This is a genomic window from Streptomyces sp. NPDC028928 (genome assembly GCF_055564915.1).
Genome location: NZ_JBVHVI010000002.1, coordinates 540,225 through 552,435, shown reverse-complemented (window position 1 = coordinate 552,435; position 12,211 = coordinate 540,225). Strand labels below are relative to the sequence as shown.

The window sequence follows — 12,211 nt, the reverse complement described above, 5'->3', positions numbered from 1 at the left end:
GGCCCGCTTACGAGACGGTCGGGGCCGGCGACGGCCCGGTGAGGCCGCGCTCGGCCCGCCACCCGTCCACGATGGCGGCCTGGAGCCCGAACATCTCGGCCTTCTCGTCCGGCTCCTCGTGGTCGTACCCGAGCAGGTGCAGCACGCCGTGGACGGTGAGCAGCTGCAGCTCCTCGTCCATGGAGTGCTGCGTGGGCGCCTCGGCCCCCTGCTTGGCGGCCACCTCCGGGCACAGCACGATGTCACCGAGCAGCCCCTGCGGCGGCTCGTCGTCGTCCTTGGACGGCGGGCGCAGCTCGTCCATCGGGAACGACATGACATCGGTGGGACCCGGAAGGTCCATCCACTGGATGTGGAGCTGCTCCATGGCGTCGGCGTCCACGACGATCACCGAGAGCTCGGAGAGCGGGTGGATGCGCATCCGCGCGAGCGCGTAGCGGGCGATGTCCAGGATCGCCTGCTCGTCTACCTCGGTGCCGGACTCGTTGTTGACGTCGATCGACATGGCCGTGCTGGTCTACTTCCCCTTGGAGCCCTTGGCGCCGGACTTGCCACGGCCGCCCTTGGGCGCGCCGTTCTCGGTGCCGTACTTGCTGTCGTACTTCTCGTACGCGTCGACGATACGGCCCACCAGCTTGTGCCGGACGACATCGTGGGACGACAGCCGGGAGAAGTGGACGTCCTCGACCCCTTCCAGGATCTCCTGCACCTGCCGCAGACCGGACTTCTGCCCGTTGGGCAGGTCGACCTGGGTCACGTCACCGGTGATCACGATCTTCGAGTCGAAGCCGAGGCGGGTGAGGAACATCTTCATCTGTTCGGGGCTCGTGTTCTGGGCCTCGTCCAGGATGATGAAGGCGTCGTTGAGCGTGCGTCCGCGCATGTAGGCGAGCGGCGCGACCTCGATCGTCCCGGCGGCCATCAGCCGCGGGATGGAGTCCGGGTCGAGCATGTCGTGCAGCGCGTCGTACAGCGGGCGCAGGTACGGGTCGATCTTCTCGTAGAGCGTGCCGGGCAGGAAGCCGAGCCGCTCGCCGGCCTCCACCGCCGGGCGGGTCAGGATGATCCGGTTGACCTGCTTGGACTGGAGGGCCTGCACGGCCTTGGCCATGGCCAGGTAGGTCTTGCCGGTGCCGGCGGGGCCGATGCCGAAGACGATCGTGTGCTTGTCGATCGCGTCGACGTAGCGCTTCTGGTTGAGGGTCTTGGGGCGGATCGTGCGTCCGCGCGAGGACAGGATGTTCTGCGTCAGCACCTGCGCCGGGGTCTCCGGCCCGTCGCTCGTCCCGTTCTCGCTCGCCTTGAGCATCGCGATCGAGCGTTCCACTGCGTCCTCCGTCATCGGTTGCCCGGTGCGGAGCACCAGCATCATCTCGTCGAACACGCGCGAGATCAGGGCGACGTCCACCGGGTCGCCGACCGCGCTGATCTCATTGCCCCGGACGTGGATGTCGGCCGCCGGGAAGGCCCTCTCGATCACGCGCAGGAGCGAGTCGCCGGAACCCAGCACGGTCACCATGGGGTGCTGGGCGGGGACGGTGAACTGCGCTCTCGCCTGCTCCTGCGCGGGGGTGTGAGCTGTGGGTGTCTGTGTCATGGGCCGGCGCTTAAGGCCTGCGCTTCCTCCTTGTCACGGCCGCACAGCTGAGGGCGGCCTCGCGATTCCAGGGTACGACGGGGGACTGACAAGGCCGTAGGGCTTTTCATACGACCGCTTCGCGGCGGGCCGGACGCCGGCGCCGTACTTCAGCCGGACCGGCGGAAACCGATGGTCGGCACGGCCCGCCGCAACGGCCACGGCCGGTCCAGCTCCTCCGGGACCAGGCCCTCCAGGAACTCGTACCGCCGAAGGGCCGCGGGCGACTGCCCGGGGAGGGACTGCACGCGCCGCCACCACGCCCCGATCTCCGACCACCCCGGCGCCGACAGCGAGCCCCCGAACTCCTGCACGGACAGCGCGGCCGTGAGCCCGGCGAAGGCCAGCCGGTCGGCGAGCGGCCACCCCGCGAGGGAGCCCGTCACGAACCCGGCGACGAACACGTCCCCCGCCCCGGTCGGGTCCAGCGCCTCCACGGCGATCGCGGGCACCTCGGCGGCCTCCCCCGTGCGCCGGTCCACGGCGTAGGCCCCCTCCTCCCCGAGGGTGACCACGGCCACCGGCACGTACTCGGTCAGGGCGTGCGCGGCGAGCCGCGGGCAGTCGGTGCCGGTGTACCGCTTGGCCTCCTCCGCGTTGGGCAGGAACGCCTCGCAGTGCTCCAGGTCGGCCAGCCCGGACAGATCCCACGCGCCCGTGTCGTCCCAGCCGACGTCGGCGAAGATCCGGGTGCCCTCGCGGGCCGCCTGGGCGATCCACGAGGCGCGCGCGCCGGGGGTGAGGGAGGCGACGGCCGCACGCGCGCGGGGCGGGTGCGCCGGGGCGCCCGCGCCGGGGAACACGGCCTCGGGCGGCGGCTCGTGCCCGTGGGAGACCATGGTCCGCTCGCCCTCGTAGGCCATGGAGACGGTCACCGGGGAGTGCCAGCCGGGTACGGTCCGCGAGGCCGACAGGTCGATGCCCTCGCCCTGCTCCAGCGCGTCCCAGCAGTACTCGCCGTAGTGGTCGTCGCCGAAGGCCGCGGCGAGGGCGGTGCGCAGGCCGAGCCGGGCCAGGGCGGTGGCCATGTTGGCGACCCCGCCGGGGCTGGAGCCCATGCCCCGGGCCCAGGACTCGGTGCCGCGGACCGGCGCCGAGTCCAGGCCGGTGAAGATGATGTCGAGGAAGACCGTGCCGGTGAGGTAGACGTCCCAGGGCGGGTCGCCGGGGGATCGCAGCGCGGCGAGCGGGTCGACCTGGGTCTGGCAGCGCGCTGCCTGGGTGAGGTGTTCCGGTTCCTCTCCGGTGAGGGTGTGCGACGGCGTCACGGTGCGCTCCCTGGCGTGGTGCGGTTCTGGCCAGTGTGCACCAGGGCACCCACCGGGATGCCGTACGGCGTCGGTCACCAGCGGGGCATGACCGGTGTCCGCCAGTGCGGTTCCGCGGTGCGCATCGCCGCCGCGTCGTCGCGGTCGCGCAGCGCGCCGTCGTCCTCGGCCCACCGCCGGTGCAGGCGGGCGAGTTCGTCCCGGTCGAGTTCGACGCCGAGGCCGGGCGCGTCGGACACCGTGACCCGGCCGCCGTCGAAGGCGAGCCGTTCGGTGAGGACGTCCTCGGACTGCCAGGGGTAGTGGGAGTCGCAGGCGTGGTGCAGGTCGGGGACCGTGGCCGCGACCTGGGTCATCGCGGCGAGGCTGATGCCGAGGTGGGTGTTGGAGTGCATGGACACCCCGACCCCGAAGGCGGCGCAGATCGCGGCGAGCCGCTGGGTGTTGCGCAGCCCGCCCCAGTAGTGGTGGTCGGAGAGGACGACCTGGACGGCGTCCTTCGTGAACGCCTCCTTGATCTCGCCGAAGGTGGTCACGCACATGTTGGTGGCGAGCGGGACGTCGGTGCCGGCGGCGACCTCGGCCATGGCGGGTGTGCCCAGCGTCGGGTCCTCCAGGTACTCCAGGACGTCGCCGAGTTCCTTCGCGACCTTCAGGGAGGTCGCGACCGACCAGGCGCCGTTGGGGTCGAGCCGCAGCGGGTGGCCGGGGAAGGCCTCGGCGAGGGCGCGGACGGCGGCGATCTCCTCGGCGGGCGGGAAGACGCCGCCCTTGAGTTTGAACGAGCCGAACCCGTGCAGTTCCCGCATCCGGCGCGCCTGTTCCACCACGCCGGCCGGGTCGAGCGCGGCGCCCCACGCGTCGGGTTCGGCGGGGACGCCCGCCGGGTGCCCGTCCCACTTGTAGAAGAGGTAGGCGCTGTACTCGACGGCGTCCCGCACCCTGCCGCCGAGCAGCGCGTGCACGGGCAGACCGAGCGCCCTGCCCTGGGCGTCGAGGCAGGCGACCTCGAAGGCGGACAGCACCGACAGCCGGAGCTTGTCGGCGGTCTGCACCCCGCGCAGCCCGCCCGCGTCCGCCTCCCCCTCGACTCGGGAGGCGTCCACGGCGAGGTCGATCCCGAACAGCCCGTTCACATCCATGACCGAGCGTCCGGTGAGCCGCTCGGCCAGCGGCCGGGCCAGCTCCAGGTACTTGGTGTCGCCGTAGGTCTCGCCGAGCCCGGTGATCCCGTCGGCGGTGACGATCTCCACGATCAGCCGCGGGGTGTACGGCTGGTGCACGCCCTGGGTGTTGAGCAGCGGCGGGTCGGCGACCAGGATCGGCGTCAGCCGCACCTCGGCGATGGTCAGGTCACGGGTCACAGGGAGGCTCCTACGAGGTCGAGTCCGGCGGTGAGGAGGGCCTTCAGGTCGGCGAGGTCGGCGGGCGAGGGGCCGGTGAGCGGGGCGCGTACGGGCCCGACCGGCTGTCCGCGCAGCCGGGCCGCCGCCTTCACCAGGGACACGGCGTATCCGGGCACCCGGTCGCGGAGTTCGACGAACGGGACGTAGAAGCCGCGCAGCAGCGTGTCGACGGTGCCGTGGTCGCCGTCGCGGAGCGCGGCGAAGAAGGCGCCGGCGATCTCGGGGGCGAAGGCGTGCACGGCGGAGGAGTAGGCGGGGACGCCGACGGTGGCGTAGGCGCGGGCCTGGATCTCGGCGGTGGCGGCGCCGTTGAAGAAGAGGAAGCCGTCGGGGGCGGCCAGGGTGAGGCGCTGGAGGCGGTCCAGGTCGCTGTGGCCGTCCTTGAGGCCGATGACGTTCGGGACGCGGGCGAGGCGGCGCAGCGAGCCGGGGGTGTAGGCGACCTGTCCGCGCTGGTAGGCGATGAGCGGCAACGGGGTGCGGGCGGCGAGGTGTTCCAGCTGGGCGGCGAGGCCGTCCTGCGGGGCCTCGGTCAGATAGTGCGGCAGCACGAGCAGGGCGTCGGCGCCGGCCTCCTCGGCGATCCGCGCGAACCGGGCGGCCTGCGCCCAGCCGTAGCCGGTGCCGGCCACCACGGGCACGCGCCCGTGCGCCTCCTCGACGGCGAGGGTGACGACGGTCCGGTACTCGTCCTCGTCCAGCGAGAAGAACTCGCCGGTGCCGCAGGCCGGGAAGAGGGCGCCGGGTCCGGTGGCGAGCCGGCCGGCGACATGGGCGCGGAAGCCGTCGGGATCGAGGGTGCCGTCGTCGTGGAAGGCGGTGAGCGGGAAGGAGAGCACACCGCGCGCCATCCCCTCCCCCAGTCGTCGCACCACGTTCCGCGGAGCCGGGTCGCCGCTCACTGGCCATCTCCTCTTATGAATGCCGTCCACATATGAGAACAGAGGCTAGAGCCTCCTACCCCCGCACACCACCCCCAAACGCAACCGTGGCCCGGATCACACCCACCGGCCTTCTTCCGGAAACCGTGTGCTTGATACAACTTGCTCGCGCGTTCCTGTCCGTCGACGGTCGCAGCCCCTCCCCCCTTCTTCCGAGCCGCACTTCTCGCCTGCCCTGGGAACGCCCGTGTCCGCCCCCCGCACCCTGCCCTGGCCCCTCGTCGCCCTCTTCACGGCCGGGTACCTCGCCCCCTACCTCCTGCCCACGACGGTCGGCCGCCTGGACTCGGACCTGCCGCTGACGACCACTCAGGCCGGCGCCGTCGGCAGCGCGCTGCTGCTGAGTGCGGCGACGGCGGGCTTCCTGCTGGCCTCCCGCGTCGACCGGACCGGCCCGCGCACCCTCGCCCGCGCCGGCCTCGCGCTCGCCGTCCTCGGGTACGGCGGCGCCGCCCTCAGCGGATCCGTACCGGCCGCGGTGGCGGGCGCGGTGCTCGGCGGGTTCGGGTCGGGGACGGTCACGGCGGTCGCCGCGAGCGGCATCGCGGCACAGCAGGACCCGCACCGGGTCACCACGCTGGGCCTGCTCGGTGTCTCGGCCCTGGCCGGCGCGCTGTACCTGACGATCCCCCACCTCGGCCCGGCCAGGCCTCCCCCTGGCCGCGCTCGCGCTGACCGCGCTCGCCGTCTGGCCGCTCACCGGCCGCCTGTCCGCCCGTACCGCCCCGGCCCGCACCACCGCCGGGTACAACCGCCTGCCCCACCCCCGGGCCGGGCTCCTGCTGGCCGCCGCGATGCCCTGCTGGTCGCTGGCCCAGAACGCGCTGTGGGGGGTGAGCGGCCGGATCGGCCTCGACCAGGCCCACCTCACCGAGGTCACCGTCGGCGCGGTCTTCGCGGTCGCGCTCGGCGCCGGGCTCCTCGGTGTCGTGGGCGCGGGCGCGCTCGGCCCGCGGCTGGGCCGGGCGCTGCCCATCGGCGCCGGTACGGCCCTCATCGCGGGGTGCGTCACGCTCAGCGCGGCGGCGACGGACCTGCCCGCGTTCGCGGCGGGCGAGATCGCCTGGAACCTGCTCTACCCGGTCGTGCTGTCGTACGTCATCGCCCTGGCCGCCTCCCTGGACCCGCGGGGCCGCTGGACGGTCCTGGTCGGCTCGGCGTCCTCGCTGGGTACGGCGGCGGGGCCGCTCGCGGGCAGTGTGCTGGCGGCCGGGGCGGGCTTCCCGGCGATGGGGCGGGTGCTCGGCGCCGGGCTGCTGCTGATCGCCGTACCGATGACGGCGGTGGCACTGCGGGCGGGCAGGCGCCCCCAGCCGGTCATGGACCCGGTCGTGAACCTCCCGGTCGTGGAAGTCCCCGTGGAGACGCCCGCCGTCCCCGCGCGGAGTGCCTACGAGACGGCGTCGCCGAACTCGTACGCCTCCACCTCGGCGAGGTAACGGGCCCGCCGCTCCTCGTCGTCGTCCAGGAAGGAGGCGAGGAAGGAGTTGCGGGCCAGCTCGCGCAGCCGGTCCCGCGACAGGCCCAGGGTCTGGTGCACGGCCGCGAGGTTGTCGCCCGCGTACCCGCCGAAGTACGCCGGGTCGTCGGAGTTCACCGTGCACAGCAGGCCGGCGTCGAGCATGGCCGGCAACGGGTGGTCGGCCAGGGTGTCCACGGCGCGCAGCCGGACGTTGGACAGCGGGCACAGGGTCAGCGGAACCCGCTCCCGGACCAGCCGCTCGACCAGCGCCGGGTCCTCCATGCAGCGCAGCCCGTGGTCGACGCGCTCCACGCCGAGCACGTCCAGCGCCTCGGTGATGTACTCCGGCGGCCCCTCCTCACCGGCGTGCGCGACCCGGCGCAGCCCGAGCGCGGCTGCGGCCTCGTACACCTCCCGGAACTTCACCGGCGGATGCCCGACCTCGGCGGAGTCCAGGCCCACCCCGGTGATCCGGTCCAGGTACGGCTTCGCGGCCTCCAGGGTGGCGAGGGCCGACTCGGCGGACTCGTCCCGCAGGAAGCACATGATCAGCTTGGTCGAGACGCCGTGCTCGGCCTCACTGGTGCCCAGCGCCCGCCACAGCCCCTCCACGACCGTGCCCATGGACACGCCCCGGGCCAGGTGGGCCTGCGGGTCGAAGAAGATCTCCGCGTGCCGCACGCCCTGCGCGGCGGCCCGGGCGAGGTAGGCGTCGGCCAGGTCGGCGAAGTCCTGCTCGGTGCGCAGGACGGCCATCAGCTCGTAGTACAGGTCCAGGAAGGACTGGAGGTCCTCGAACTGGTAGGCCTTGCGGAGGGCGTCGGTGTCCGCGTACGGAAGGGTCACACCGTTGCGGGCGGCCAGCTCGAACGCCAGCTCAGGCTCCAGGGTGCCTTCGATGTGGAGGTGCAGTTCTGCTTTCGGGAGGGGCATCAAAGCATCGTACGGGTGTTTTACCGCCGTTTCGGAACCGGCACCCGCAGCAGGTCGTACGCCACGGTCAGCTCTCCCTCGAAGCCCGCCGCCCGCGCCTGCCGCTCGAACTCCTCCGGGTCGGTGTAGCGCTGGCTGAAGTGGGTGAGGACGAGGTGCCGTACGCCGGCGTCCCGGGCCACGGCGGCGGCCTGCCCGGCCGTCAGATGCCCATGCTCCACAGCGAGTTCCACGTCCTCGTCGAGGAACGTGGACTCGATGACGAGCAGATCGCAGCCCTCCGCGAGCGCGTGCACGCCGTCACAGAGCCGGGTGTCCATGACGAACGCGAACCGCTGCCCGCGCCGCACCTCGCTGACGTCCTCCAGGGTCACGTCCCCGAGCCGGCCCTCGCGCTGGAGCCGGCCCACGTCCGGGCCCTTGATGCCGTGCGCCGCGAGCCGGTCGGGCAGCATACGGCGGCCGTCGGGCTCGATGAGCCGGTAGCCGTAGGACTCGACGGGGTGCGAGAGCCTGCGGGCCTCCAGGGTGTACGACCGGGTCACCGCGAGGATGCCGTCGGCGGCGACCGGGGCCTCGGTCAGGCCGACGGTCTCCCGGTAGGCGGTGGCGTAGCGCAGCCGGTCGAAGAAGCGCTGCCCCGAGCGGGGGTAGTGCGCGGTGACCTCGTGCGGCACCTGGTCCAGGTTGATCCGCTGGATGACTCCCGCGAGACCCAGGCAGTGGTCACCGTGGAAGTGCGTGACGCAGATCCGGTTCAGGTCGTGGGCGGCGACCCCGGCGCGCACCATCTGGCGCTGCGTGCCCTCGCCGGGGTCGAACAGGATGCCCTCGCCGTCCCACCTCAGCAGGTAGCCGTTGTGGTTGCGGTGCCGGGTCGGGACCTGGCTGGCGGTGCCGAGGACCACCAACTCGCGTACGGACATCTGCTATCCGGGGGGCCACTGGAGGCCGCGGCCACCGAGGACGTGGGCGTGGGCGTGCCAGACGGTCTGGCCGGCGCCGGAGCCCGTGTTGAAGACGAGGCGGTAGCTGTCGAGCTTCTCCTCGTCGGCCACGGCCTTGGTCTCGGCGAGTACGTCGGCGGCGAGCTGCGGGGCGCCGGTGGCCAGCTCGGCCGCGTTCTCGTAGTGGGCCTTCGGGATGACCAGGACGTGGGTGGGGGCCTGGGGGTTTATGTCGCGGAAGGCTACGGTCGTCTCGGTTTCGCGGACGATCGTCGCCGGGACCTCGCCCGCGACGATCTTGCAGAACAGGCAGTCGTTCTGCGGTTCTCCGGCCATGGATGTGCCTCCTGTGATCAATTCCGTGGGCATCGTAGTCGGTCAGGCGGGCATGCCCGGCGGAGCTTTCGCGGGACGTTCCTCCAGTGCCTCCAGCGCGAGTCGGATCGCCTCGTCCAGTTGGACGTCGCGGCCCTCCGCCCAGTCCTGAGGCCGCTGTACGACCTCCACGTCCGGGTCCACCCCGTGGTTCTCCACGTCCCAGCCGACCCCCTCCAGCCACATCGCGTACTTCGGCTGGGTGACCAGGGTGCCGTCGACCAGGTGGTAGCGGCTGTCGATGCCGATGACGCCGCCCCAGGTGCGGGTGCCGACGACCGGGCCGATACCGAGGGCCTTGATGGCCGCGTTGACGATGTCGCCGTCGGAGCCGGAGAACTCGTTGGCCACGGCGACGACCGGGCCGCGCGGTGCGTCGAGCGGGTAGCTGGTGGGGCGCATACCGCGCGGGAGGTCCCAGCCGATGATCCGGCGGGCCAGCTTCTCGACCACGAGCTGGGAGGTGTGGCCGCCGCGGTTCTCCCGGACGTCGACCACGAGGCCCTCGCGGGCGACCTCGACGCGCAGGTCCCGGTGGATCTGGGCCCAGCCGGGGGCCTGCATGTCGGGGACGTGGAGGTAGCCGAGGCGGCCGGCGGAGGCGGCGTGGACGTGGGCCCGGCGGTCGGCCACCCAGGCGTGGTAGCGCAGGGGTTCCTCGTCGGCGACGGGGATGACGACGGTGTGGCGGGGTTCGCCGCCGCCGGCCGGGGAGACGGTCAGCTCCACCGGGTGGCCCGCCGTGCCGGCGAGCAGCGGGCCCGGACCCGTCACCGGGTCGACCGGGTGGCCGGCGACCGCGATGATCGCGTCGCCGGGGCGGACCGCGACCCCCGGGGCGGCGAGCGGGGAGCGGGCGTCCGGGTCGGAGGTCTCCGACGGGAGGATGCGGTCGATGCGCCAACCGCCGTCCTCGTGGCGGGAGATGTCGGCGCCGAGCAGGCCGTGCCGGGCTCCGCCGGAGCCGCCGCGCGGGGTGACGTAGGCGTGCGAGGTGCCGAGTTCGCCGTGCACCTCCCACAGCAGGTCGACCAGGTCGCTGTGGGTGGCGAGGCGGGCGAGGACCGGGCGGTAGCGGGCGAGGACGCCGTCCCAGTCGACGCCGCCGAGGTCGGGGCGCCAGAAGTGGTCGCGCATGAGCCGGCCCGTCTCGTCGTACATCTGCCGCCACTCGGCGGCCGGGTCGACGGTCTGCCGGACGCGGGCGAGGTCGACGGTGACGCTGATGTCGCCGTCGTCGTCGCTGCCGGTGCGGCGGTCGCTGGGGACGACCCGGAGCCGGCCGTCGCTCCACAGCAGGACGCGTTTGCCGTCGCCGCTGACCTCGAAGTGGTCGGCGGCGGAGGCGAGGTGTTCCAGGCGGCGCTGGGCGAGGTCGTAGCGCTCCAGCTCGGTGTGCGGGTCGGGGTCCTCGGGGTGGGCGCGGGCGGCGCCGAGGACGCCCTCGACGGGGTGGTGCAGCCAGAGGACGCCGTCCTTGGCGGCGCGGAGCGTGGAGTAGCGGCCGGCCTCCACCGGGAAGGGGACGATGCGGTCGGCGAGCCCTTCCAGGTCGATCCGGGTGGCCGGCGTGCCCTCGCTGTCGGGGGTCTCGTCCTTGTCGGGGGTCTCGAAGGGGCGGCCGTGGCGCTGCGGGCCGAACGGCGAGGGGGTGGTGGCGGCCAGGGTGATCAGGTGCGGGCGGGCGCCGACCACGAAGGCGAGATCGAAGGCGTGTTCGTCGTAGACCGGGTCGAAGGCGCGGTTGGAGAGGAACGCGAGGTGTTTGCCGTCGAGGGTGAAGGCGGGCGCGTAGTCCTGGAAGCGCAGCGGGGTCGCCTCGGTGACCGAGAGGTCGGTGGTGTGGGCGATGCGGAGCTGGGAGAGCGGGCGGGGGCCGGGGTGGGCCCAGGCGAGCCAGGCGGAGTCGGGTGAGAAGGCGAGGCCGGAGACCTCGCCGTCGTCGCTGCGGTCGACCTCGCGGACCTCGCCGGTCTCGCGTTCGACCAGGAGCAGCCGGCCGTCGTGCGCGGCCACGGCGGCCCGGCTGCCGTCGGGTGCCATGGCCAGCTCCAGGACGCGGCCCAGCTCTCCGGCGGCGAGCCGGCGCGGCGGGGCGCCGGGCACAGTGCCGGTGGCGGGCGCGAACTCCAGGGCGTCCTCGCCCTCGGCGTCCGTCACCCACACCACCCACTCCTCGCCCTCGGCGCGGAAGGTGCGCGGTGTGCGGGCGCGGACGCCGGGGGTGGCGGCCAGGGCGCGGGCGGGGCCGGAGCGGTGGGTGACCCAGTGGATGCCGCCGCGCACACAGACGGCGCTGCCGCGCGCGGTGTGGTCGGGTGAGGCCTCGCCGAACCAGTGGGAGGCGTTGACCGGGTACGGCCGCAGGTCCACGCGGGGTCCGCCGAGCCGTACGTCCAGCCGGCGCGGTTCGGCGCCCTCCAGGTCGTCCAGCAGCCAGAGTTCACCGGCCGAGCTGTAGACGACGCGGGTGCCGTCGCCGGCCGCGTGCCGGGCGTAGAAACCGTCGAGGGGGGTGTGCCGGCGCAGGTCGGAGCCGTCGGCGAGGGAGGAGTAGAGCGCGCCGGTGCCCTCGTGGTCGGAGAGGAACGCGATCCTCCCCCAAGTTCTCGGCTCCGCTCGAACAGGGGGGACCCCCGTCCCCGCCCACACCGGGCACTCGATGTTGCCGTCGATGTCCTCGTGCAGCCGGACGAACTGCCCGCCGCCGTCCCGGTCGATCCACAACTTGCCCGCGGTACCGCCCCGGTAGCGTTTCCAGTGGGCGGCCTCGCGGCCCATGGGCACGGACAGCAGCACGGTGGCCGGGCCGGTGGCCACATCGCCGACCGGGCCGTACGGCAGGGTCTCGGCCGGTCCGCCGTCCAGCGGGACGGCGTGCGCCCACGTGTGCCGGGAGCTGGGCCGGCCCTGCGCGCCGAGCGCGAGCACCCGCCCGTCGGGGGTCCAGCCGCGCACCTCGGTACGGCGGTTGCCCCAGTACGTCAGCCGCTCGGCGGGACCCCCCTCGACCGGGGCGACATGCACCTCGGGGGCGCCGTCCCGGGTGGAGGTCCAGGCGAGGTGCCGTCCGTCCGGCGATATCCGGGGCCGGGTCACCGGCATGTTGTCGGCGCTGACCCGCCAGGCCCGGCCGCCGTCCAGTGGCGCGAGCCACACGTCGTCCTCGGCGACGAAGGTCACCAAGTCGCCATACAGGTGAGGGAATCGGAGATAGGCGCCCTGAGTCACCCCGTCACTCTA

General features: G+C 73.4%; 9 protein-coding genes and 1 pseudogene. 1 reads left to right on the top strand and 9 read right to left on the bottom strand.

Annotation, left to right across the window (positions count from 1 at the left end; translation table 11 throughout):
- Positions 1-7: 7 nt before the first annotated feature.
- From ybeY to ACZ4U1_RS08275, 5 genes are all read right to left on the bottom strand, one after another.
- Positions 8-505, bottom strand: a complete 498-nt coding sequence (gene ybeY, locus ACZ4U1_RS08295) for an rRNA maturation RNase YbeY (RefSeq protein WP_030657030.1) — start codon at positions 503-505, stop codon at positions 8-10.
- A 12-nt stretch (positions 506-517) separates the two neighbouring features.
- Complete coding sequence (locus tag ACZ4U1_RS08290; protein ID WP_467901095.1) at positions 518-1,597, bottom strand: PhoH family protein; 1,080 nt, start codon at positions 1,595-1,597, stop codon at positions 518-520.
- A gap of 149 nt (positions 1,598-1,746) precedes the next feature.
- Positions 1,747-2,904, bottom strand: a complete 1,158-nt coding sequence (locus tag ACZ4U1_RS08285; protein WP_467901093.1) for a carbohydrate kinase family protein — start codon at positions 2,902-2,904, stop codon at positions 1,747-1,749.
- A 74-nt stretch (positions 2,905-2,978) separates the two neighbouring features.
- Positions 2,979-4,268: a glucarate dehydratase family protein gene (locus tag ACZ4U1_RS08280; protein ID WP_467901091.1), complete on the bottom strand. Its 1,290-nt coding sequence runs from the start codon at positions 4,266-4,268 to the stop codon at positions 2,979-2,981.
- Complete coding sequence (locus ACZ4U1_RS08275) at positions 4,265-5,161, bottom strand: 5-dehydro-4-deoxyglucarate dehydratase (RefSeq protein WP_467901470.1); 897 nt, start codon at positions 5,159-5,161, stop codon at positions 4,265-4,267. The genes ACZ4U1_RS08280 and ACZ4U1_RS08275 overlap by 4 nt, the downstream gene beginning before the upstream one ends.
- Before the next feature lie 277 nt (positions 5,162-5,438).
- Here ACZ4U1_RS08275 and ACZ4U1_RS08270 point away from each other — a divergent pair.
- A pseudogene (locus ACZ4U1_RS08270) lies at positions 5,439-6,690 on the top strand (MFS transporter).
- Here the strand turns inward: ACZ4U1_RS08270 and ACZ4U1_RS08265 are convergent.
- The 4 genes from ACZ4U1_RS08265 to ACZ4U1_RS08250 are packed head-to-tail and all read right to left on the bottom strand — an operon-like array spanning position 6,642 to position 12,199.
- The gene (locus ACZ4U1_RS08265; protein ID WP_467901089.1) at positions 6,642-7,646 is read right to left on the bottom strand and encodes an adenosine deaminase; all 1,005 of its coding nucleotides are present in this window, start codon (positions 7,644-7,646) and stop codon (positions 6,642-6,644) included. The pseudogene ACZ4U1_RS08270 and the gene ACZ4U1_RS08265 overlap by 49 nt on opposite strands.
- Positions 7,647-7,666: 20 nt before the next feature.
- Positions 7,667-8,572 carry a ribonuclease Z gene (locus ACZ4U1_RS08260; protein WP_467901086.1) on the bottom strand — a complete coding sequence of 302 codons (906 nt, stop codon included), beginning with the start codon at positions 8,570-8,572 and terminating at the stop codon, positions 7,667-7,669.
- Between the two features lie 3 nt (positions 8,573-8,575).
- Positions 8,576-8,929: a histidine triad nucleotide-binding protein gene (locus tag ACZ4U1_RS08255; protein WP_467901084.1), complete on the bottom strand. Its 354-nt coding sequence runs from the start codon at positions 8,927-8,929 to the stop codon at positions 8,576-8,578.
- 42 nt (positions 8,930-8,971) lie between these two features.
- Positions 8,972-12,199 carry a S41 family peptidase gene (locus ACZ4U1_RS08250; protein ID WP_467901081.1) on the bottom strand — a complete coding sequence of 1,076 codons (3,228 nt, stop codon included), beginning with the start codon at positions 12,197-12,199 and terminating at the stop codon, positions 8,972-8,974.
- Positions 12,200-12,211: the final 12 nt, after the last annotated feature.

Coding starts and splice junctions, on each gene's coding strand:
- ybeY (WP_030657030.1), bottom strand. CDS start 505: ATGTCGATCGACGTCAACAACGAGTCCGGCACCGAGGTAGACGAGCAG.
- ACZ4U1_RS08290 (WP_467901095.1), bottom strand. CDS start 1,597: ATGACACAGACACCCACAGCTCACACCCCCGCGCAGGAGCAGGCGAGA.
- ACZ4U1_RS08275 (WP_467901470.1), bottom strand. CDS start 5,161: ATGGCGCGCGGTGTGCTCTCCTTCCCGCTCACCGCCTTCCACGACGAC.
- ACZ4U1_RS08265 (WP_467901089.1), bottom strand. CDS start 7,646: ATGCCCCTCCCGAAAGCAGAACTGCACCTCCACATCGAAGGCACCCTG.
- ACZ4U1_RS08260 (WP_467901086.1), bottom strand. CDS start 8,572: ATGTCCGTACGCGAGTTGGTGGTCCTCGGCACCGCCAGCCAGGTCCCG.
- ACZ4U1_RS08255 (WP_467901084.1), bottom strand. CDS start 8,929: ATGGCCGGAGAACCGCAGAACGACTGCCTGTTCTGCAAGATCGTCGCG.